The 23,729-nt window shown below is 63.2% G+C and carries 15 protein-coding genes; 4 read left to right on the forward strand and 11 right to left on the reverse strand.

Features of this window, described 5'->3' with window-relative positions; genetic code table 11:
• Window positions 1–1,005 (reverse strand): ABC transporter permease, encoded by a 1,005-nt coding sequence (locus tag AC1A0G_RS02135; protein WP_476527147.1) that lies wholly within the window; start codon window positions 1,003–1,005, stop codon window positions 1–3.
• Between the two features lie 140 nt (window positions 1,006–1,145).
• Window positions 1,146–2,762: a type 2 periplasmic-binding domain-containing protein gene (locus tag AC1A0G_RS02140; RefSeq protein WP_476527148.1), complete on the reverse strand. Its 1,617-nt coding sequence runs from the start codon at window positions 2,760–2,762 to the stop codon at window positions 1,146–1,148.
• A gap of 421 nt (window positions 2,763–3,183) precedes the next feature.
• On the opposite strand from AC1A0G_RS02140, the gene AC1A0G_RS02145 reads away from it, so the two are divergent.
• Together AC1A0G_RS02145 and AC1A0G_RS02150 are read left to right on the forward strand one after the other, a co-directional pair.
• Window positions 3,184–4,233: a LacI family DNA-binding transcriptional regulator gene (locus AC1A0G_RS02145; RefSeq protein ID WP_476527150.1), complete on the forward strand. Its 1,050-nt coding sequence runs from the start codon at window positions 3,184–3,186 to the stop codon at window positions 4,231–4,233.
• A gap of 112 nt (window positions 4,234–4,345) precedes the next feature.
• A complete protein-coding gene (locus AC1A0G_RS02150; RefSeq protein WP_476527151.1) occupies window positions 4,346–5,197 on the forward strand; it encodes an AraC family transcriptional regulator in 852 nt (283 codons plus the stop codon).
• A 117-nt stretch (window positions 5,198–5,314) separates the two neighbouring features.
• On the opposite strand, the gene AC1A0G_RS02155 is transcribed toward AC1A0G_RS02150, so the two are convergent.
• The 6 genes from AC1A0G_RS02155 to uxaC all read right to left on the reverse strand — a co-directional run bounded on the left by AC1A0G_RS02155 (window position 5,315) and on the right by uxaC (window position 15,842).
• A complete protein-coding gene (locus tag AC1A0G_RS02155; protein ID WP_476527153.1) occupies window positions 5,315–6,916 on the reverse strand; it encodes a type 2 periplasmic-binding domain-containing protein in 1,602 nt (533 codons plus the stop codon).
• A gap of 423 nt (window positions 6,917–7,339) precedes the next feature.
• The gene (locus AC1A0G_RS02160) at window positions 7,340–8,134 is read right to left on the reverse strand and encodes a hypothetical protein (protein WP_476527155.1); all 795 of its coding nucleotides are present in this window, start codon (window positions 8,132–8,134) and stop codon (window positions 7,340–7,342) included.
• 81 nt (window positions 8,135–8,215) lie between these two features.
• Window positions 8,216–10,966, reverse strand: a complete 2,751-nt coding sequence (locus tag AC1A0G_RS02165; RefSeq protein ID WP_476527157.1) for a hypothetical protein — start codon at window positions 10,964–10,966, stop codon at window positions 8,216–8,218.
• Window positions 10,967–11,370: 404 nt separating this feature from the next.
• Complete coding sequence (gene manD / locus AC1A0G_RS02170) at window positions 11,371–12,618, reverse strand: D-mannonate dehydratase ManD (RefSeq protein ID WP_214374027.1); 1,248 nt, start codon at window positions 12,616–12,618, stop codon at window positions 11,371–11,373.
• A gap of 227 nt (window positions 12,619–12,845) precedes the next feature.
• Window positions 12,846–14,258, reverse strand: a complete 1,413-nt coding sequence (locus AC1A0G_RS02175; RefSeq protein ID WP_476527159.1) for a mannitol dehydrogenase family protein — start codon at window positions 14,256–14,258, stop codon at window positions 12,846–12,848.
• 165 nt (window positions 14,259–14,423) lie between these two features.
• A complete protein-coding gene (gene uxaC, locus AC1A0G_RS02180) occupies window positions 14,424–15,842 on the reverse strand; it encodes a glucuronate isomerase (RefSeq protein ID WP_476527161.1) in 1,419 nt (472 codons plus the stop codon).
• Window positions 15,843–16,327: 485 nt separating this feature from the next.
• Here uxaC and AC1A0G_RS02185 point away from each other — a divergent pair, with 485 nt between their 5' ends.
• Window positions 16,328–17,410 carry a LacI family DNA-binding transcriptional regulator gene (locus tag AC1A0G_RS02185; protein WP_476527162.1) on the forward strand — a complete coding sequence of 361 codons (1,083 nt, stop codon included), beginning with the start codon at window positions 16,328–16,330 and terminating at the stop codon, window positions 17,408–17,410.
• Window positions 17,411–17,769: 359 nt separating this feature from the next.
• Here AC1A0G_RS02185 and AC1A0G_RS02190 read toward each other — a convergent pair whose 3' ends face one another.
• From AC1A0G_RS02190 to galE, 3 genes are all read right to left on the reverse strand, one after another.
• Entirely contained in the window at window positions 17,770–19,320 is a 1,551-nt protein-coding gene (locus AC1A0G_RS02190) for a glycoside hydrolase family 30 protein (protein WP_476527164.1), read from the reverse strand.
• Window positions 19,321–19,558: 238 nt separating this feature from the next.
• Complete coding sequence (locus AC1A0G_RS02195) at window positions 19,559–20,770, reverse strand: GNAT family N-acetyltransferase (RefSeq protein WP_476527165.1); 1,212 nt, start codon at window positions 20,768–20,770, stop codon at window positions 19,559–19,561.
• Window positions 20,771–21,344: 574 nt separating this feature from the next.
• Complete coding sequence (gene galE, locus AC1A0G_RS02200; protein WP_476527167.1) at window positions 21,345–22,367, reverse strand: UDP-glucose 4-epimerase GalE; 1,023 nt, start codon at window positions 22,365–22,367, stop codon at window positions 21,345–21,347.
• Window positions 22,368–23,109: 742 nt separating this feature from the next.
• Here galE and AC1A0G_RS02205 point away from each other — a divergent pair.
• A complete protein-coding gene (locus AC1A0G_RS02205) occupies window positions 23,110–23,427 on the forward strand; it encodes a hypothetical protein (RefSeq protein ID WP_476527169.1) in 318 nt (105 codons plus the stop codon).
• Window positions 23,428–23,729 lie beyond the last annotated feature (302 nt).

The following is a 23,729-nucleotide window of genomic DNA, read 5'->3' on the forward strand; positions in this document are numbered from 1 at the left end:
TTAGAAGATGCTCGTATCCGAGAACTTCTTCGAGATGAAGTTGGTCAGCACCAGGAAGAAGAAGTTGATCAGCGTATTGAACAGGGTTGCGGCCGTGGACAGCGAGATCTGGCCGTTGATGATGCCCATCTTGTAGATGAAGGTCGAAAGCACTTCGGAACCGGGCAGGTTCAGTGCGTTCTGCATCAGGAAGGTCTTGTCGAAGCCGACGTTCAGGATGCCGCCCATGTTCAGGATCAGCATGATCACGCAGGTCGGCAGGATGGTCGGCAGGTCGACGGACCAGATGAGCTGGAGTCGGCCGGCGCCGTCGATCTTGGCGGCTTCGTACAGCGATGTATCGACCGCGGACAGTGCGGCAAGGTAGATGATGCAGTTCCAGCCGCAGTGCTGCCAGACTTCGGTGATCCAGTAGATCGGTGCGAAGAACTGCGGGTAGGCCAGGAGGCTCTGTTCGCCGAAGAAGCGGCCGATCATGCCGGTGTCAGGCGACAGGAAGATGTTGATGAGCGAGACCATGACGACCGTAGAGATGAAGTGCGGCATGTAGGTGATGGTCTGCACGAAGGACTTGATCTTCATCGAATGGATCTGGTTGATGAGCAGCGCCAGGATGATCGGGAAGACGAAGCCGAAGGCGACGGTCTGCACGGCGATGTTGATCGTGTTGCGCAGGATCGTGCCGAACTGGGGGTTCTGGAAGAACTGGTTGAAGTATTTGAGGCCGACGAACTTGCCGCCGACGAGGCCCTTGCGAGGATCGTAGTCCTTGAAGGCCAACAGCAGGCCGTACATCGGGACGTAGGCGAAGAGGGCCACGAAGATCATGGCCGGCAGGACGAAGGTCCACAGCTGCCAATACAGCTTGAGATGACGTCCGATACGCACCGGAAGCGGCTGATGCTTGCGGGCCGCAATATTGTCAACAACCGGCGCGGAAACCGCGTTGCCCGCGTCGACGGTCTGCGAGACTGCGCTCGCGCCCGTGCCTGTGTTCTGTACCATTGTTCCTCTTTGGAGATGGGTTGGTTTGTTGGGATGGGGAGTGCCCCCTCTTGCGAGGGAGCACTCGTTTTTTCTTGGCTCCCCTTATCGGGGAGCAAGGGTTGGGATGGAGTCAGATCAGAGCGATCGTGACGAGTCGATCACTCGTCGATCTTCTTCCAAGCGTCCTCGTACCACTTCTGCCACAGCTGGTTGTTCTCGTCGAGACCCAGCGGCTGGAGGCCCTTGACGTAGGCGTCCCAGGTCGCGTCGTCATCGGCGCCGCCGTTCTGGATGAACTTGGCGATCTGCGGCATGGCGGCAGTCAGGTAGGTGGCGGAGTTGTTCGACAGCGTGGTGGAGTCGGCGTCGGACGGCAGGAGCGTGATTGGGAAGTAGTCCTTGCCGACGGCCTCGAGAGCCTTGGCGTACACGTCATCGGCCTTCTTCAGACGGGCGGCGGCCTCGTCACCCTTGATGGTGACGGAGTCCGGAATCCAGCCGGCGAAGCGGTCGGCGAACGCCGGGCTCTTGTCGTTGGCGCCGAGGTTGAAGAACTTGGAGTTCACGGTGTAGGTGTTGTCTCCGTCCTTGGTGACCCATTCGCCGAAGGCGCCGAAGCGCTGCTGGATGGAGTTGTCCTTGCCGTCGTACATGGCGTTGATGAGCTTGTAGATCGCGTCCTTGTTCGGAGCGTCGGCGGACACGGCCACGCCGTAGTCCTCGAACGCGCCCTCATCCTGCGAGTGATCGGCGGCCGCGGTCACGCCATCGGCGGAGGCCGGCCATTCGATCGCCTCGTACTGGTCGCGCAGGTCGGCGCCGAAGGCGTTCGGCTCGTTGGTGATCGCGAGGCCCACGGTGGCGGTCTTGCCGTCCGACGAACCGGTCAGCGACGCGTAGTACTTGGACGAGTCCTGAGTCAGAGAATCCTTCGGGCTGTAGCCCTTCTCGATCATCTCGTGCAGGAACTCGACGGTCTCGCGCAGCTGGTCGGACACCAGGTAGTTCTTGACCTTGCCGTTCTCGACGTACGCGCCGTAGCGGGACGGGGAGTTGTTGAACTGCGTGGAGATGCCGGTGGAGTTCAGGAACAGCAGCGGGGACCACCAGCCGATGTCGGAGCCCATGTTACGCATCGCGTACGGGATCTCGTCGGCCTGGCCGTTGCCGTTCGGATCCTGCGTCTTGAACGCGTCCATCACCTTGAACAGCTCGTCCCAGGTCTTCGGCACCTGCAGGCCCAGCTTATCGAGCCAGGTCTTGTTGATGAACAGGTGCTGGCCGGAGGTCTTGTAGTTCTTGCCGGAGTAGCGCGGCAGAGTGTAGATCTTGCCGTCGGGGGTGGTGACCATACCCTTGGCCATCGGCTGTTCCTTGAAGAACTTCTCAACGTTCGGCATCTTGTCGAGATCCTTGGAGAGATCCTCGAAGAACTGGTACTTCTGGGCGTCGGCCGGGTGGTAGCCGCGGATGGTCACGTCGGCCGGGTTGCCGGCGGACAGGGTCGCGGACTTCTGCTGCGTCCACTGGGCGTCGGAGACCTGGGACCATTCGATCGTGCAGCCGCACGCCTTCTCGAGATCCTTGGTCCAGCTCATGTTCTTGACGTCCTGGTTGGTCGCGTTCTGGAACATGACCTTGACCAGGGGCTTGCCGTCCTTGTCGACCTGCTTCTTGTCGGCGGAATCGGAACCGCAGCCCGCCAGAATCATCGACATGGCGCCGACGGCCGCAATGGCGGCCATGGCCTTCTTCGCCACACCTTTGTTCGACATCTTGTTTCCTTTCTTGTGCGCGTTCATCGCGCACCGATGCGACTGAGCCCTTGCCCGGCACGGAAGGAAAAGGAAGAAAACCGTACCGGACAACAACTCAATTATCGGTTCACCTCGTCGTGGGGTTAACGCTAACCAATATAAGGCATAGATTAACGTTTGGCAAATCCTGAGATGAAAAACCCCGCAGACGTGGTCAACAATCCCTGAAATCACTTACGCCACAACGGCTTTCGCGATTGCAAAATCTGGCAAAAACTATAGTTTACGGTTAACTCTCGGCGTGTCGCGCATCGCCTGAATCGCGCATTTGACGAAATATCTGGTTTATCTATATGATTATCGGTAAACAACAGAGATCGTTAACCTAACGTTGGGTTACGATAGAGAAGTTCCATACAAGGTATGCCAAAGGAGCATCATGAAACGAGCCGCCGTCACGCTGAAAGATGTAGCCGCAGCAGCCGGCGTATCGGCCATGACCGCATCCAAGGCCATGCGCAACGCGCCCGGCATCAGCGACGCCACACGTGATCGCATCCAAGCCCTCGCCAAGGAGATGGGCTACACGGCCAACGCATCGGCCAGCATGCTCAAATCGGGCCGCAGCGGCATCATCCAAGTCATCGTCAACGAATACGACATCCCGTTCTATTCGAAGCTCATCGACGCGCTGTCGAACGCGATCGTCGATCAGGGCATGGTGCCGTTCCTGCAGGAGACCAAGTACCAGCCGGACAACGCGACCACCGCGCTGTCGAACTCGCTGTTCTCCGGCACGCTCGCCGACGGCGTGATCATCCACGCCTCCGGCCTGACCGGCGAACTGGTCGACTCGATCAAGCACGGCCGGCCGGCGCTGTTCATCGACACCTACGAGGAGAAGACGCTCGTTTCCGCGATCATGTTCCCCAACGAGGAGGGCGCACGCGCGGCCGTGCAGCATCTTGCGGCGCAGGGCTGCAAGCGCATCGGCATCGTCGGCCCGCCGTTCATCGACAAGGACGAGCTGCTTACGCGCACCTCGTCACGCAAGCTGCGTCTGCTCGGCGCGAAGTCGGCGCTCATCAACCTCGGGCTGCCGTACGACGAATCGGTCGTCATCCCGCTCAAGGGCATGAACGAGACGTACGCGCGCGAGGCGATCCGCGCGCGAGGCCGCGACGGACTGCCGTTCGACGGCCTGTTCTGCCTCAACGACTCCTCCGCGATCGGCACGATCCGCGGACTTGCCGACCTCGGACTGTGCGTGCCGGACGACGTGAAGGTGATCGGTTTCGACGGCGTGACCTCGGGCGAGTTCATCGTGCCGTCGCTGACGACGATCAGCGTCGACCTCAACCAGCTCGCGTCGCTCGCCGTGATGAACCTGCGCCAGCAGATCGAGGCCCCGGCCGGCAAACGCCCCGACCCGACCACCATCACCGTCGGCTACACGCTCACCCCGCGCGAATCCACCGAAGTGCGCTGAGCATTCTCCTATCGTCACATGGCGGTGTTCTTTTTGCCGAGCAGTCGTGCGGCACAAGAACACCGCCATGTTCGTCACGCCGCAGCACATCGACGCACTACGATGATGTCGTATGAAACGCACGCTTGAACACCCCGCGCAGCCATTGCGCATCGTCTTTATCGGCGCGGGGCGCGAGCACGACGTCAAGGCGCGGTACGGCCCGATCGTGCGCAACCATGATGCGATCCACCTCATCGCCGAAGGCCGCGCACACTACCGCATCGGCGAACTGAGCTTCCCCGTGCACGCCGGACAGTGCGTGTACCTGCCCGCCGACACTCCCCTGCTGTACTACAGTGACGCCGACGACGTCTGCACGACCGACTGGGTCAACTTCCGCGGCGACGACGTCCCGCGCATCACGGAACATTGCGGCCTGACCGCGACCCGGCCGTTGGCCAACGTCAGCGATCCGGACACGCTGCACGGCATCGTCACGCGCATGCTGGACTGTTCCGAACGCTCGCTGTCGACCAATCTGCGGCTCGTCGGGCTGATGAACGATTTTCTCGGCACGCTGGTCGAAACGTCGTCCACGGCCGAACTGAACGTCGATCCGAAGGCGAACGCGTACATCACGCAGGCCGTGCAGTACATACAGGATCACATGGGCGAGCCGTTGCGCGTCGGCGATGTTGCGGACGCGCTGTTCATCAGCCGAGCGTATCTGTACACGCTGTTCCAGGACTTCCAGCACACCACGCCGCAACTGTTCATCACCAAGGCGAAGCTGTATCAGGCGTGCGAGCTGCTGCGCACCACGCGCGAGCCGATCCAGCAGATCGCCGAGGACTGCGGATACCGCAACGTCACTGCATTCTCGAAGGCGTTCCGGCGGATCATCGCCATGTCGCCGCGCGAATACCGGCAGCATTTCACCGATCCGGACCATATGGCCGAAAGCTGGGACGAGAAGGACTGAGCCGGACGCGACGGCGCGCGGACGCGACAGACGCACCGCACGCAACGCGCGCACAAAGGAGGTTCCCCTCCCGCGAACGGAAGGGGAACCCTGGAGGAAAAGGAAGGAGGAAACGAATCAGTCTTTCTTGTTGGCTTCGTCGAGCCACTTCTGCCACAGCTGGGCATCCTGCTCGATGTTCATGCCCTTGAGGCCCTCGACGTAGGAGTTCCACGCGTCGTCGGTCAGGCCGCCGTCCTGGATCCACTTTGCGGACTGGACGAGCGCGGCGCCCATGATGTTCGCGTTGTCGTTCGACAGCGTGGTGGAGTCCTCATCGCTCGGCACGATCGACAGCGGGAAGTAGTCGTCGCCCACGGCCTTGAGCTGGTCGGCGTACACGTCGTCGGCTTCCTTGAGCTGCTCGGCGGAGGTGTCGCCCTTGATGGTGACGGAATCGGGAATCCAGCCGGCGAAACGATCCATGAACGCGGGCTGCTTGTCGTTCGCGCCCAGCTCGAACAGCTTCGGGTCGATCGTGTATTCGGTGTCGGAATCCTTGGTGATCCAGTCACCGATGGTGCCGTAGCGCTGGGTGATGGAGTTCGTGGAGCCGTCGTACAGGGCATTGAGGAGCTTGTAGATCGCGTCCTTGTTCGGAGCGTCGGCGGACACGGCCACGCCGTAGTCGTCGAACGCGCCGGCGTCCTGCGAGAAGTCGGCCTTGGCGGTCACACCCGCGGCGGAGGCCGGCCATTCGATCGCCTCGTATTCGTCGGCGAGGTCACCGAACGCGGAGGCCGTGTTGGTGATCGCGAGGCCCACGGTGGCGGTCTTGCCGTCCGACGAACCGGTCAGCGACGCGTAGTACTTGGACGAGTCCTGAGTCAGAGAATCCTTCGGGCTGTAGCCCTTCTCGATCATCTCGTGCAGGAAGTCGATCACGTCGCGGTACTCCTGCTCGATCATGAAGTTCTTGACCTTGCCGTCCTTGACGTAGAAGCCGAATCGCGACGGACTGTTGTTGAACTGCGTGGCGACGCCGGTCGAGTTGAGGAACAGGAACGGACTCCACCAGCCGAAACCGGTCATGTCGAGGTTGCGCATCGCGTACGGAATCTCGTCGGCCTGGCCGTTGCCGTTCGGGTCCTGCGTCTTGAACGCGTCCATCACCTTGAACAGCTCGTCCCAGGTCTTCGGCACCTGCAGGCCGAGCTTGTCGAGCCACGCCTTGTTGATGAACAGGTGCTGGCCGGACGCCTTGTACAGCTTGCCCTGGTAGCGCGGCAGCGTGTACATCTTGCCGTCGGGCGTGGTGACCATGCCCTTGGCGACCGGCTGCTCCTCGAAGAACTTCTCGACGTTCGGCATCTTGTCGAGATCATCCGACAGATCCTCGAAGAACTGGTACTTCTGCGCATCCGACGGGTGGTAGCCACGGATTGTCACATCGGCCGGGTTGCCGGCGGACAGCGTCGCGGACTTCTGCTGCGCCCACTGCGTATCCGACACCTGCGTCCACTCGATCACGCAGCCGCACGCCTTCTCGAGATCCTTGGTCCAGCTCATGGTCTTGACGTCCTGATTGGTCGCGTTCTGGAACATGACCTTGACCAGGGGCTTGCCGTCCTTGGTCTGCTCGCCGGCGCCGTTGGAACCGCAGCCGGCCAGCATCATGGACATGGCGCCTACGGCCGCGATGGCGGCCATGGCCCTCTTGGTAACGTTGCCTCGACTCATTGCTTATTCTCCCTTGATTCATATGGCTCTCGACGCACGGTCCTCGTGCGTCCGGTGGATCGGCTCGGTGACATCTACGTAACACCACGACGAGGTTCTCACGCAGATGCCGCCGAACCGATTCACCGTCACCTCGTTGTGTTCGGGGTTAACGATATCTAATATGCACCGTGCGGCGATGCGACACAATGCGCGGATGTCAAGAAAAGTTATCCCGTCGTCAACTGGACCACATAAGACTCGATCATACGGCACAATCACGGAAAACCAATACGAAACCGTCGTTGTCGCGCTACAAACTCGTGAGGATCACTACGGTCCGCACGAACGGAAACACAAGATTCGCATAACGTTAAGGGCGGTTATGGAATCTCCATAACCGCCCTTGTCAGCACTTCTTTCCACAGGGTCTCGGCAGCGTCTCTACTCGAACTTGAGATAGTCGAGGAACTCGCGGGCGCGGGTCTTGTTGGTGTCGTTCACGACATTGCTGATGCCAACGATCGCATCGCCCGGCAGGCCGTCGATCGCGGCCCAGGTCTTCGACTTCGACAGGTCGAGGCCGTACGCCTTCGCGACGTCGTCGGTCGGCTCGCCCTTCTTGTCGACCAGCGCGCCGGAGCGCGCGAGATCGTTCATGATCGCCTTGGTCTCGCTGTCGCTCACCTTGCCGATCACGCCGCGGCTAACCAGCGATGCGAACGTATTCTTGTTCGCGATCATCATGTTGATGTCGCCGGCCGTGACCATCGTCATCACCTTGGCCGAGTCGTCGGTGTAGCCGTCGCCGCTGATGTCGTACGTGCCGGTGATCGTCACCAGACGGTCGTCGCTGATGTTCTGCCGCTTGACGAAACCGGACTTGAGTTCGTCAAGTTGAGCGGAGTAGTCGTCCAGATCGAATCCGGCGACCGCGAGTTCCGGCTCCGGCGGCTTCGTGACGAATGTGACGATCAACGCGATGACGACGATGGCGCCGACGATCGCGGCGGACGTGCCGAGCAGGAAGTGCTGGACGAAGAACGGCCATTTCTCGTCTTTCGGCAGTTCCTTGAACGTCTGCCACTTGGACTGCTTGGCGTACTTGTTCGTGGCGGCGAGCGCGGCGACCGCATCCTGCTGTTCGGCGGTCAGGATGCCGGGGATCGCTTCGCCGCTGCCGTTCGCGGTGTCGTCGCTCGCGGCTCCAGCGCTCCCCAGTTTGTCGTCATCAACCATGTCAGGACCTCCCCTATGCAATGTTCCTGAGTATAGTCGGCAAACTGGGGATCGGCTGGGCGCGCCGGGCGACCGGCCGGCTCAGGCGAGGACGCCGATCGCGTCGAGCGCGAAGTCGGCGGTGTTCGCGGTGCGGAACGTGACCGTGTGATGGCCGGGTTTCAGCCCCTCCACGCGCATCTGGCAGCGTAGCGAGCCGTTCGTGGCGAACGTCGGCTCGGCGTCGTGCAGCATGTGGCCGTCCACGAACACGTCGAGGCGGGCGCGGCCGTCGCTCGGGCCGAACAGGTGCACGCCGGTGCCGTCGAAGTCGAGCGACACGGACGCGCCGGGCATGTCGGCGCGCGAGATCGTGCGCATGTAGGTGAACATGCCCTGGCCGTTGTCGTGCGTCCACGGACCCTCGTAGTGCAGGATCTGACGCGAGGAGTCGTCCCACGAGGTCATGTGCATGTCGTCGATGAGCTGCGTGCAGTACGGCGAGGCGCTCTCCACGCGTTCGACGCGCAGGTTCGCGAAGCGCACGTGGTCGAAGCTCGTGCCAAGGTTCACGCGGCCGGCCGACTGCAGCGCGGGGTCGGACCATGTGGTGATCTTCGCGCCGTTGACGAACACGGTGGCGGTGGTGCCGGCGACCTCGAGCGCGATCGTGTTCCACTGGTTCGCGCCGGGCGCGAACGGACACGTGCCGGTCTCGGCGGCCCGCTTCTTCAGGTCCTCGAGATGGCCGCGGCGCACCTCGTTGCCGAAGTTGCGCAGGAGCCACACGCCGTCGGCGCGGATCTTGAAGTCGACGCCGCAGATGTCGGTGGTGAACTTGTTGCCGCCCATCTCGCGGGCGCCGACCAGCGCGTACGGCGCGCGGCCCGGATAGTCCTCGAACTTCACGTCGACCGTCACGCGGTAGTTCGTCCAGCGCATGTCGCCGATCGCGGTGCGCGGGTCGCCTTCGATCCAGGCGTTGCCGGCGTGAGTCCAGTCGATCTGCTGGCGCAGCACATGGCCGCGCTCGTCGTCGGGGACGATCTCGAACGCGCCGTTCGTGTCGGTCGTGTAGCGCGGGGTCGCACCGTGGTCGCCGCCGCGCGAGGTCAGGTAGTCCTCGGAAACCAGCTGATCGAACTTGTACACGTCGACCGGCTGGGCGTCGGCGTACGCGAAATCGTCGGCGTACAGCACGCCGTTCGCGGGGTCGACGTCGAGCACGGCGCGGCTGTTTTCGGCCGTGTGAGGCAGGTCGTACGCGAACTCGGGCTTGGGCGCGAGCGTGCCGTTGTTCTCGGGGTCGGGGGTTGCCGAGTCGAGCGTGGTCGCGGTGATCATGCTCCACGGTTCGACGGCGATCTCGTATACGGCGGCATCGTTTCCGGCTTCAGTCGGGCGCAGGATGGCGACGGGCTTGCGCCAGTTCGCGTCGTACGGCTGGCCATCATCGGCGGCGCGGGTTTGCCAGATCGTCAGCGGCTTGCCGGCGGCGGGCAGCGCGGGATCGATGGCGAGGTGATAGGTCTTGGTCAGGGAGCTGTCGTTGACGATGACGACGCTCGTGTCGGCGCCGTCGGGGGCGGCGAGGGTGAGGTAGCTCGGCTCGCCGTGGCGCGCGCCGGACACCGGGTTGTTGCCGCCGACCTTGCTGTCGCTGGCCTGCGGGATGGCGCGCCACGTCACGGCAGGGTCATAGCCGAGGTTCGCGAAGCGGGCGAAATGCTCGAGTACGACGCATCCGGCATCGTAGTACATCCAGCCGCTCCACGGGTCGCGCGCGGAGATCAGCTCCTTTGACGCGTATTCCATGTGCTCGTAGCACGAGCCGATCGCCGGCTGGTAGAACGCGGCCGTGCGGCGCGATTCGACGAATCCCTTGATGAGCGTGTTTGCCATCTCCAGCGGACCGCCGATGCCGCCGATGCCGGTTCCGGTGCGCTCCCCCAGCCCATCGTCCATCGTATTGTTCGGACGGTCGGCGGAGTTCGAGAACACGGCCTGCGCCTCGGAATTCCAGATCTCCTTGTCGTATTCGTCGGCGAGGCGCGTGAAGTTGCCGTCTTTGTCGTCCTCGACGGAGTAGTGGTACGACGCCACGTCCATCGCCTTGAGGTAGCGCGGGGTCGCGATCACGTCGCCACCGAAGGTGCCGGTCGTCTCCTCGTCGGACGTGATGACCTTGATCGCATGGAACAGGTCGCGCTCGGTGTCGGAACGGAATCCGGCGTTCGGATCGTCCGGCCCGTTGCCGAGGAAGCCGTCGGTGTCCGTATGCACGCGCTCGGCGAATTCGGCCACCCAGTCGAGGTCGGCGGTGCGCTCGTTCACGTCCGGGTTCACGGAGTCGACCATCACGCCGTACTCGCGGTAGGCGGCGAGGATCGTGTTCTTGTACCAGCGGTACACGTCGTCGTTGTCATGCACCCAGGTCGGGGCGTGCCAGCGCAGGATGCTCACATGCACGCCGGGCTGGTAGCGGCGGGCGTCGGCGGCGAGCTGGAAGCCGGGTTCGCGGCGCACCTGCGGGTATTCGTCCGCGTCGCGCATCGTGGCGACGTTCGGGCCGGTCGAGTTGTTGCGGTCGTTGCCCATTTCGATCTTGACGGTGTTCATCATCGGGCGCGGGCCGCCGTACAGCGTGCGCACGAGCGTCCAGTACACGTCCGGGTGCTCGGCCTTGTAGTCCATAAGCAGCGCCGACGTGGCGTTGCCCGAGAGCACGCCGAAGCCCTTGTAGGTCAGGCCGTTGCGGCTCTGTGCGGCGGCGGCCACATCGGTCGCGCGCAGGTTGATGTCGACCGGCCGATCAAACAGGGATTCGGGTTCATTGGTTGTTGCATTGGTCATTGGAAAGGAAATCCTTTGATGAAAATTACGGCGGTTCAACGATCGAGAGGCTAAATTCGCCTTGCGTCAGGGTCGGTTTGACGATCGAGAGGCTATCCTTTGCGCGTCCACCCCGCCTCAACGGCGTTATGACGTCGGCGCGAGGCGTTTTTACACGGATGATAGCCTCTCGATCGTCAAACTGACCTCGACAAACACCCGTTTTAGCCTCTCGATCGTCAAACTCACGATCCGGCAAAGAGGTTCAGAGAGGCCGCACGCATCCGTCACACAAAAAACGGCTGGGCGGAGCCTGCCTGTTTGGCTTCGCCCAGCCGAGGTCAGCTGGAGCTGGCGGCAATCGTCATCGCCCGTACGGCCGGCGCGAGTGTTTCACGCAACGGCCGCCGCGGGCAAAGGCGCGATCACCACTCGTGCATGGTGCCGTCGAGCAGACGGTCGACCGGCAGCGGGGCCGGCTGGTACGGGTACTTCGCGGCGAGCTTCTCGTCGAAGTCGACGCCCAGACCCGGCTTGTTGCCCGGGTGCAGGTAGCCGTCCTTGAAGGTGTAGGAGGTGTGGAACACCTCGAGCGTCTCGTCGGAGTGCTTCATGTACTCCTGGATGCCGAAGTTCGGGATCGCGAGGTCGAGGTGCAGGTTCGCGGCCATGCCGACCGGGGAGACGTCGGTCGGGCCGTGGAAGCCGGAGCGCACGCCGAACAGCTCGGCGAAGGCCATGAGCTTCTTCATGTGGGTCAGGCCACCGGTGTGGGTGACGGCGGAGCGCACGTAGTCGATGAGCTGCTCCTCGATCAGCGTGATGTAGTCGGACCAGGAGTTGATGATCTCGCCGATCGCGATCGGGGTGGTGGTGTGCTCGCGCACGATGCGCAGGTACTGCTGGTTCTCCTCGGCCGGAGTGGTGTCCTCCATCCAGAACAGGTCGTACGGCTCGAGCAGCTTGCCGAAGCGGGCGGCCTCGATCGGGCGCAGACGGTGGTGGGAGTCGTGCAGCAGGATCAGGTCCTTGCCGTACTTGTTACGCACTTCCTCGAACACGCCCGGGATGGTGTTGAGGTAGGTGCGGGCGTCCCACACCTCCTCGACCGGGACGGTGGTGCGGCGGGCCGGCTCGTAGTCGTAGCGCACGCCCTTCTCGCCCTCGCCCTGCTGGGCGTTGGCGGAGGCGGCGACGCCGTAGGTGGACGGGATGCCCGGCAGCGCGTACTGGATGCGGGTGGCCTTGAAGCCCATCTCGCGGTACATGTCGATGCTGTCGTACAGGCTCGGCAGGTCAACGCCGGAAGCGTGCGCGTAGGTCAGGATGCCGGTGCGCGAGGCGCCGCCGAGCAGCTGGTAGACCGGCACGCCGGCCTTCTTGGCCTTGATGTCCCACAGGGCGACGTCGACGGCGGAGATGGCGGCCATGGTGACCGGGCCGCGCTTCCAGTAGGCGCCCTTGTACAGGTACTGCCAGATGTCCTCGATGTTGTCCTCGTCCTTGCCGATCAGCGACGGGGCGATGGTCTTGAGATACTCCGCAGCGACGAGCTCGCGGCCGTTGAGGGTCGCGTCGCCGAGGCCGACGACGCCGTCGGTGGTGGTGATGCGGAAGACGACGAAGTTACGGCCAGGGCTGGTGACGAAGACTTCGGCTTTTTCGATTGCCATGGTGGTTGGTTCCTTTCATTTTCTTTTCTTGAGGATGACGATTGATGGATCAGTCCTCATGGGAAGTTCGGTGTTGTGCGATCTCGGCCCCCTCGGTTGAGGGGGCTGTCAGCGAAGCTGACTGGGGGAGCGTGAAGCTGAAACGTTCAAAACTCTGACTACCCCTTAGTCATGCTGCGCATGCCAGCTCCCCTGACAAGGGGAGCCGAGAGACCCCTGACATGTGACTACTTGCGCTTGGCGGCTTCTGCCTCCAGCGCCTCCTTCTGCTCGTCGACGGCCTTGACGAACTCGTCGGAGGTCGCCAGCTCCTTGTCGAGGTAGGCCACGACGTTGCGCGTCGCGTCCGGACCGTCGGCCTTGGCCAGCGGCAGCACGTCGTCGAGGTACGCGTCCTGCGCGTCGGTCTCGCCGTGCGCACGCAGGAACATAATCCACGCGGCGACCGCACGCGCGGCCGGAGCGATCGACTTACCGTCGGCCAACGCCTTCTTGGCGACCGGCGCGATGCGCACCGGCAGCTTCTGCGAGCCGTCGGCCGCGATGCGCAGCAGGCTGTCGTGCATGCGCGGGTTGGAGAAGCGCTCGATCAACTTGGCGCGATAGTCGTCGGTGGAGATGGTCAGGTATCCGCTGGCCAGATCCCACCATTCGTTGACCCACGCGTTCACGGTCGGGTCGGCGATCGCCTCGCCGACGGTGCCGAGTCCGAGCAGCGTGCCGATGTACGCCATCGACGTGTGCGCGCCGTTGAGCAGCCACAGCTTGCGGTGCTCGTACGGGGTCACGTCGTCGGTGATGACCGCGCCGACCTTGTCCCAGGCCGGGCGTCCCTTCGGGAAGTCGCCCTGGATGACCCATTCGATGAACGGCTCGGTGCGCACCGGGAACTCGTCGTACCAGCCGAGTTCGTCGGCGACGGTCTGGCGGTCGGCGTCGGTGGTGCGCGGCGTGATACGGTCGACCATCGAGGTGGCCCATGCGACGTTTTCGTTGGCCCAGTCGAGCAGGGTCGGGTCGACGGCGGTGATGGCCTGTTCGACGACCTTGCGGAAGGCGGCGCCGTTGCCGGCGAGGTTGTCGCACGGCAGGATCGTGATCGCGCCGGCGTTGGCGGCACGACGGGCGAGCAGGCCGGCGGTCACCTTGGCGGGGATCGTGGTCAGTTCGTCTGTTTCGTGGTCGGCCTTGAGCGCGGCGAGATCGGCGGCGACGGCCGGGTTGGCGACGTCGAGGTCGCCGTTGCGGTCGCGCATGTAGCCGGCCTCGGTGACGGTGGAGGTGACGATCGCGATGTTCGGATCGGCGAAGTAGCGGCGCAGCGCGGCGATGTCGTCGGCGGAGTGGATGGACGAGACGGAGGAGATGACTTCGAAGTGGTCGCCGTCCTGGTTGGTGACGATGAGCGTGTAGACGTTGTCCTGCGGGGCGAGCGCGTCGAGCATGACGTTGTCGCCGGCGCGGCCGGTGAACGCAGCGATGCCCCAATCGGCGGCGTCGGGCGCGTGCTCGGTGTAGAACGCCTGGTGGGCGCGGGTGAAGTTGCCGATGCCGAGGTGCAGGATGCGCTCGGGCGCGGCCTTGCGGCCGTGCTCGGCGCGGTTGAGCCGCGGCTTGGACGTGTATGTTGCTTCGGTCATGATGTTGGTCCTTTGGTTCGATGTCCTAGGCTCCCTCGGCTGAGGGAGCTGGCTCGCGCAGCGAGACTGAGGGAGCGTACACTCAACCAGTTCAAGGAGTGTGATTACCCCTCAGTCAGCTTCGCTGCCAGCTCCCCTGACAAGGGGAGCCAAGGAGGGCGGAATTTACAGCTTGAACACCTTGGCGGGCTGGGCTGAGACCGCGTCGTGCACGATCTGCAAGCCCTCGTCGAGGCTGAGGCGGTGGTCGGCGACCAGCGTGGCCACGAACCGCGAAGTGAGGCGGCGGTTCATGTCGTGGCGGGCCGGGATCGAGCACAGCGCGCGCGTGTCGTCGATGAAGCCGGACAGCTTGGTGAATCCGGCTGCGGTCACGACCGCCTGGAAGTAGCGCAGGATCGGCTCGGGAGCGTCGATGAACCACCACGGGGCGCCAACGTACAGCGCTGGGTAGAAGCCGGCGAGGGGCCCGAGCGAGCGGGAGTATTCGGTTTCGTCCATCGTGAATGCGACGAAGTGGAAGTCCGGGTTGTTGCCGTACTCGTTGAGCAGCGGGCGCAGACCGGCCGCGAAGTCGACTTTGTCGGGGATGTCTGCGCCGGTGTCCGCACCGAAGTCGACGAAGTTGCGGTAGTCGTAGTTGCGGTAGACGGCCGGGTGGATGGTCATCGTCAGACCGTCGGACTGGGCGAGACGGGCCTGGTCGTTGACGAAGTGGCGACGCAGACGGGTCGCGTCTTCCGCGCTGATCGAGCCCTTGAGCGCCTGCGTGTACAGTTCGCGGGCCTTGGCGTCGGTCAGTCGCTCGGTGCCGGCATCGGCGTGCGAGTGATCGGACGCGACCGCGCCGTGCTCCTTGAAGTACAGGCGACGGCGGCGCATGGCCTCGTAGTAGCCGTCATACGTGGAGGTGTCCACGCCGGCCGCCTTGCCGAGCGCGGCGACGAGTTCCGGCCAGTCGACGCGCGCCGGCTCGAGGTACTTGTCCGGGCGGAAGCACGGGGCGACGCGTACGCCGAACTCCTTGTCGGCCGCGACCTGATCGTGCAGGTGCAGGTCGTCGACCGGGTCGTCGGTGGTGGAGATGAAGCTGATGTTGAACTTCTTGACGAGCTTGCGGGTCGTGAAGTCGTCGGTGGCGAGCAGCGCGTTGAGTTCGTCGTAGATCTCGCCGGCCGTTTCGGGGCCGAACTGCTTGGTGATGCCGAAGACGTTGCGCAGCGAATCCTCGAACCAGTAGCGCATCGGCGTGCCGGCGAACGCGGCCCAGTGCTTGCCGAGCAGCAGGAACGCGTTGCGCGCCTGTTCGGGGGTGAAGTCCTGCTGGTTGACGCCGAGGTCGGCGAGGCTTTCGCCGCAGGTGTGCAGCACGCGGGTCACGTAGTGGTCGGGCGTGATGAACAGGCTGGTCGGGTCGGAGAAGTGCTGTTCTTCGGCGAACCAGCTGATCGGCACGTGGCCGTGCGGGGAGATGATCGGCAGATCCTTCACCGATTCGTACAGCGTGCGGGCGATGTCGCGCGTGGGCTGTTCGGGAGGAAGCAGACGATCGGGATTCAAATCAAACTGCACTGGTTGAGTCATGGCTCCATAATCCCACCGTGGCAACAAACCGCCCATTTGTTGCCACAGTTTGCCGCCGCAGCCGCATCACACCATCCCTCCCGCGTGACATTTCTGCTAGCATCTGCCCTCCACTATCCAAAACATCACGCGAAACAACCCCTTTGCGTGACATTTCTGCCAACAACCCCCACTTCCTATCCCCAACATCACGCAAACAGACTCACCTGCGTGACATTTCTGCCAACAACTACCATCCACTATCCAAAACATCACGCAACACAACCCCTCTGCGTGATATTTCTGCTAGCAACTCCTTTCTACTCGCCCAGAACATCACGCAAGCAAGCTTGTTCGCGTGACATATTGGATAGCATCCCCAGCTTCTATCTGAAATATCACGCAACACATGGCAACATATGGCAACAAACAGCCGTCATCGGCAGTACGATGTATCTGAACAGCAGCGATCAGACCACCATCCAACGTCGGAGGAACGAGCATCCATGAGCAACGACGACACCACGCGCGAATCAACGCACCAGCCAACGCAGGAGACCGTCCACCACCCCTCCCCCAGCCGGCACCGCACCGTCCGCGTGACGATTCGTGACGTGGCCGAGGCGGCGGGCGTTGCGCCGTCGACCGTCTCGCGCGCGTTCGCACGGCCGGGCCGGGTCAGCGCGGAAACGACCGCGCACATTCGCGAAGTGGCGGAACGACTGGGCTACCGGGCCGGCACGATCACCGCGCAAACCGCCGCGACAGACGGCGAGCCGAACGGCCTGCTCGCGATCGTCGTGGCCGATCTGCGCAACCCGGTGTACGCCGATTACACGCGCAGCGCCCAGCACCAATGTCTGCGCAACGGCTACGGTCTGATGGTCATCGACTCTGAGGAGACGGACAAGCTCGAAAAGGCCGCGCTGCAGTCGGCCAGCAAACATATCGACGGGATCATCCTCGCCTCGTCGCGACTATCGGACGCCGGCATCCGCAAACTCGCGGAAATCAAGCCGCTCGTCGCGATCAACCGGTCGATCCAGGGCATCCAGTCGGTGATCGCGGACCCGACGGCCGGCATGGAACAGGCGATCGCCCGGCTCGCGCAGCTCGGCCACGAATCGTTGTCATATCTGGCCGGACCGGAATCGTCGTGGCAGGACGGCGTGCGGTGGCGCACGCTGACGGCGATCTGCGGGCGGCACGGCGTGCGCGTGCGGCGCATCGGCGCGAGCGAACCGACGTTCCACGGCGGATTCCTGTGCGGCGAGGCGTTCGTGCGCAATCCGACGAGCGCGGTACTCGCCTACAACGACATCATGGCGATCGGATTCATCACCTCGCTGCAGGCGCGGCGCATCGCGGTGCCGGGCGATGTGTCGGTGGTCGGCATCGACGACATCCAGCTGGGCGCGCTTGTGACGCCGACGCTGTCGACCGTGCATCTGGCGCGATACCGGGCCGGCGAGACAGCGGTCGAGGAGGTGCTTGCGGCGGTGCGGCACATCAACGATCCGCACAACCGGCGGCCGATCATGTTCGACTCGCATTTCGTGGAGCGCGACAGCATCGGCATCGCGCGGTGAACGGGCTGGCGGTCGCAAGCGCGGGGCGGTTCTGGGACGATTTTGCCGTTCCACCCCGCTTCGTGAACCTCCCGCGAGGCTATTCCAAGATAATTCCGCCGCCTTGCCCCGCTCACAGCACTCCCAGCGGGGCAACCCTCTGATGGCTTCAATATTCGCCCCGCAACCACACCGCCCAGCGGGGCGAATCCCCGATAGTTTCAAGAATCGCCCCGCTCACAGCACTCCCGGCGAGGCGAATCTCCGATGATTCCGAGAATCACCCCGCGAACATGCCACTCAGCGGGGCAACTCCCGGGCATATATGAGAAACGCCCCGCTGGCGCGCATGCGTCAACGGGGCAACAAGCCTAGATCACTCAGAACAGCGTCTCGTCGTGGTCGTCGGCCGGGTGCGGCGTGTAGGTGATCTTGAACTCGTCGTCGGCCGGGGCCTCGGACTCGTTGACCGGGTGCTGCGACTTGTGCAGGCTCACGGTGCCGTACGCCGGAACCGTGACGCGCTGCCAGCGCGCGCCCTCGCCGTTGATCGTCACCGCGGCCTCGATGTCCTCGCCCGTCGGGTTGTACAGGATCGCCGCGAGATCGCCGGTCGAATCGTTGACGAACGCGACCGAGCCGAGCCCGCCGTGGCGGCCATCCGGCGTGCGGTTGGTGGAGGCGACGCGCTGCGAGCCGACGGTGACGTCCTGGCCGTAGTTGCGCAGCATGAAGTACTCGAGGTTGCGCTTGACCTTGCCGGTGGACGAGTCGATGGTGATGACGCCGCGGCGGCCGGACGTGCCGGCCCAGCTCGGGAAGCCCTGCTCGTCGAGCGCCATGTTCCACAGGTTGATCAGGCCGATGCCGTTGCGTACGAGCCAGGTGCCGATCTCGCCGAACATGACGTGGCTGGCCTCGTCGACGGTTTCGTCGAGCATGCAGCGGCGTTCGGTCATCGCGGCCTTCCACTGCGGGAACTGGCGGGTGCCGTTGTGGATCCACTCGGGCAGACCGGAGTAGGTGTGGAACGCGGCGCCGGCGAACGCGTTGGCCTGCGCGGGGGTCATGTATTCGCTCACCGGACGCTGGTAGAAGCGCAGGGAGTCGTCGCCGAAGTAGATCTCGACGTCCGGGAAGGTGCGGTCGAGGGCCGGGCGCAGGTATTCGCTGCCCCACTTGGCGAGCTCTTCGGGCGTCCACACGGTGATCGGCCACGGGCAGCCGTTGCTCGGCTCGTTCTGCATGGTGACGGACGTGATGCGGATGCCGTACTTCGCGTATGCGGCGATGAACTTGACGAAGTACTGCGCGTACACGTAGTCGATGGTGTCCTGGTAGCGGTAGCCGTTGCCGACGAATTCGCCGAGGCGCAGACGGCCGGAGCCGTCGAGTCGGTTGGAGGTCTTCATCCATGCGGGCGCGGACCACGGGGAGGCCATGATCTTGACGGCCGGGTTGATCGCAACGATCTCCTGCAGGACGGGGATGACGTTCTTCAAGTCCTTGGTCGCGTCGGGCGCGCCCGGTTCGCCTTCGCCGATGGAGAAGTAGTTGAGGCCGGCGTCGGCGACGACGCCTTCCGGCAGGTCGTCGTAGGAGTAGTACTTCTGGCTGGAGAAGTCGCATGCGCCGATGGAGATGCGCACGGACGAGAAGCCGCCCTGTTCGGGATCGAACATTTCGGCGAGGATCGCGTGGCGCTGTTCGGCGGTCATCGACTGCATGAACAGGGATGCGGACGAGTCGGTGATAGCCGCGCCGCAGCCTTCCCAGTACTGATAACGGCGGGTCGGGTCGATGACGACGGTTTGCGCACCGTTATGATCATTTTCGATCACCGGCGTTGCGATCGGCTTGCGACGATCGGTCAGATCACCGGTCGTGCGCGTCCAGTATTCGTATGCGAATGGATTACGGGCCTCAGTCATGAGGATCACTCCCTCGTGTTGTTGTGCGATAACCACGATTCGATCACTGTGATCGCATCGCAACCTCTAAACGATCACTATTATACACATCCAATCACGCGACAGTCCGAAATAATCTCTTTTTATCACTTTTGATCACTTTGTGCTGCCGTCGGCGGGAGCGCGGCGGTCAGTTGATCGTCACGTTCCCGTCTACCGGCATTGCAATGCAACTGTCGCCGGCGCACGCGCCGATCGGTCAGTTGAGATCAGGCCAGTACCAGCACATCGGCAGCGGGAACCAACCGGCCGGCGCGACCGGCAGATCACGGCGGAAGCGCGCGCCAAGGCCGAGCAGCAGATCCTGCGCGTCCATATGAGACAGATGCGGCGCATCCGGATCGGCGATGCGCTCGACCGCGACGGACTGACGAACGCTCGCACGGCCGGAATCATTCCCGGCGATCATGCGACCGTTATCATCCGCCTCGAGATCATGCACGGTGACGGTGACCGGCTGACCGTCGAGCACGGCGCTGAACCGGCCCGGCTCAAGCCGCCACAGGCGCGCAGCGGCCGACAGGTAGGCGTCGATCACCGTCGCGTAATCGAAGACGTTGCACCGGCACAGGCATCCGATCGTCGTGTTCTCGCCGAACGTGGCGAATTGCTCGTTGATCGCGGCGTCGGTCGGCGAGACACGCACGGTGAACGCGTCCTTGCGGCAGACGGCGAGCGAGGCGAGGTACGCCTTGGCGACGGCCGGCGCGTCGGCCGGATCGGTCAACGCGATCTCGCGCACGACACTCGGGTCGGCGAGCGCACGGATGAGATAGCCGATCGACTGGCCGTCGCGGTCGATCGCGATCGCCTCGCTGTTCAGATAGGTGCAGATTCGATCGATGACGGGCAACGGGCGTTCGGCATACACCAAACGTGCGCGGTTGAGCCGGTCGGCGAGCTGCGCGTCGCCGTCCCGCGTGAACAGCGTGCGGAAGGTGATGCCGTTCGCGTCGGTTGCGGCGAGCGCGTGCTTGGCGCAGGATTGGTTGACCGAGTAGGTGTAGTCGTAGCCGCAAGGCGTGTAGCCGAAGTGCGCGTAGCGGTGGCGCAGACCCCACAGCACCATCAGGTCGGTGTTGCCTTTGGCGCGCAGTTCGTCGTGCCACATTTCGATGAGCTTGCCCATGTGGCCTTCGCCGCGGCGGCGCGGGTGCACGCATACGCAGCCGAGGAACATGGCGTTGAGCCGCTTGCCGCCTACGAACATGGTCTGCGGGTAGACGCCGACCGATGCGATGATGCGTCCGGTCGTCTCGTCCACGGCGACCTTGTGCCGGGATGCGAGCGTCGCGCCGCTTTCCGCATAGGCTTTAGCGAGGGTCTTCTGGGCCTGCATGCCGAACGCGTAGTTGATGAGATCCACGATCTCGTCGGTTTCCTCGGGCTTGGCGTCACGATATATCGTCATTTGCGCACCTTCAATCACAAATAATCATATTCGAATACTTTTGATCATCCTTCCGTGCATCAGTTCACTCTCACACCACGACATTCCCACGGCATCGCAGCTCACTCATCCCGCCGCATCGAGGCGGCACCCTGATCTCATCACCGATCCGCCCCGCACAAACCAGCCCTAGCGAGGCACATCGCCGACTCCATCAGCGAATTGCCCCGCAACACCGACTCCCAGCGAGACAAACCGCTGGAATTATCAATGATCCGCCCCGCAACATCGAGTCTCAGCGAGGCACATCACCGAAATCATCAGTAATCCGCCCCGTCAGCAGACCCGCAGCGAGGCTGGCCGCCGGGCCTATCAGTAAATTGCCCCGCAAAACCGACTCTCAGCGGGGCGAATCACCGGAATTTCCCGTGATCCGTCTCACGGCCGCCCGCAAGCACATACGAAAAAACGCCCTGCGCTGGGAATAATCCCAGCGCAGGGCGTTATGTATTCCACGGACGGATGCAACCGCACCAGCCGACCCACCGGGGCGGCACAAGCCCGTCAGCGATCGGCTATGCGGCCGGACGCGTTGTCACTCGGCGTCGCGGTAGCCGTTCGGGTTCTTGGTCTGCCAGTTCATCGAGGACGCGGCCATGTCGTCGATGCCCAGCTCGGCCTTCCAGCCCAGCTCGCGCTCGGCCTTGGACGAGTCGGCGTAGCACGCGGCGATGTCGCCGGGGCGGCGCGGCACGATCACGTACGGGATCTCGTGGCCGGCGGCCTTCTCGTACGCCTTGATGACCTGCAGCACGGAGTAGCCATGGCCGGTGCCGAGGTTGTAGGTGAACACACCCGGCTTGTCGATCTTGCCGATGACCGCGACGTGGCCCTTGGCGAGGTCGACGACGTGGATGTAGTCACGCACGCCGGTGCCGTCGGGGGTGTCGTAGTCGTCGCCCATGACCTGCACGGCCTCGAGCTCGCCGATGGCGACCTTGGCGACGTACGGGGTGAGGTTGGCCGGGATGCCCTTCGGGTCCTCGCCGATGAGTCCGGACGGATGCGCGCCGACCGGGTTGAAGTAGCGCAGGATGACAACGGTCCACGAGTCGTCGGCAACGTGCACGTCGCGCAAGATCTGCTCCTCGAACAGCTTGGTGGTGCCGTACGGGTTGGTGGTGCCGCCGGTCGGGGTTTCCTCGGTGATCGGCAGTTCCTTCGGGGTGCCGTACACGGTGGCGGACGAGGAGAAGATGATCTTCTTCACGTCGTGCTTGCGCATGACCTTGAGCAGCGCGATGGTGCTGTTGAGGTTGTTGTCGTAGTACTCGATCGGCTTGGCGACGGACTCGCCGACCGACTTGAGGGATGCGAAGTGGATGACCCAGTCGATCTTGTTCTCAGTGAAGACCTTGTCCATGAGGGCCTCGTCGCGCACGTCGCCCTCGTAGGCCTTGACCTTCTTGCCGGTGATCTCCTCGACGCGCTCGAGCGACTTCGGGGAGGAGTTGCAGTAGTTGTCGACGCAGACGACGTCGTAGCCCTGCTCAAGCAGTTCGACGTCGGTGTGCGAACCGATGTATCCGGCACCGCCGGTGACCAGAATGGTCGTCATGATAGTCTCCTTGTATCCATGTCGGGACTTGCGGAACGCCTGCGACGGCACGTCGCAGCGCCGTGTTCACGGCGTCGCCGCATCGTCCCGGCTCCGGTATCCAGTATATCACCGATGAAACATTTTCAACCACGTTCTACCAAAATCGCACAAAATTTGATGCGATGTGAACATAGGCACGGAGAGCACTCAAGAGTAGCTTCTCATAACGTCGCCCGTCCATCGCCCTACTTATCCACAATCCGCACCATCCCCGGACGCAACACGCCGCATCACACAACCGTTCGACCACATACCCCGGTTTGCATTGCGCTCATTCCCACGATGTCCTACGCTCAGCGCAACAACAAAAACGCCGACAAAGGAGCAGCAATGACGCACGTCACCATTCTCCGCACTACCCAACGACAACCAAGGTTGCGACATGAACTATACTGATGATGAACCGATCATTCTCAACAGTGCACGCAAATCGCATCTGTTCAGGGGAATCACCGTCCCTCCTGTTCCAGATGACGTCATACTGCATGCGTACACGCACGGCGAGGATGCGGGAGTGAACACCGATCGGGACCCGCCGACCTACATGGTGGTCGGCCCCGATCCGCAAGGCACGACTCTACGAGATCAGCTACTTCGAGGCTCCGTACGGAGTCGACACCGGCAGGATCATGATCTGTCATGCCATGCCGGCGCGACATAGCTATCAGATACGGTATTGGAACACGATTCGGAGGTGAATATGGGAAAGCAGACACGCATCAACGAACGTAACGACGACGCGCGGTTCGACCGGGCATACTACGAGCGACTCGGCGAACGAATCAGCGCGGATATGGAGACGACGGAGTATCCCGAACCGACCGACATCTCCGACGATCCGAATCCCGGGGCGCGACTTAAACGACTCGTCTACCAGAAACAGATCTTCGAGCGGGAAAACAAGCGGCAGACCCGCATCATCGTGGATGAGCTGCGGCGTCGCGGCGAATCGTGGAACGCCATCGGCAAACTCATGAACATCAGTGGCGAGGCTGTGCGCAAACAGTACAGCCGCTGATCTCCGGTAACACAAGGGGCGGCCGCGCCCGACTGGCTCGCTGTCGCTCGCACCTCGCCTACAAACACCGCCGGCGTTTGCTTCACGGCTCGGCCCTCAACCGAGGGGCCGAGGAATAGAGATCAGTCCTCGAACGCTGAGCCGTTAAGCGGGAAGCCCAGTGGGCTTCCCGTAGGCGAAGTGAGCGGCTTGCCGCGAAGGCCGAAACGTAAAAAGGACAGCCCGGTGGGCTGTCCTTAGTTGAGGTGAGCATGCATCAGCATGCGAAGGTGGTTTCGGCTAAGCTGAAACCACTGAGAGGA

It is taken from the genome of Bifidobacterium sp. LH_230 (genome assembly GCF_056357555.1).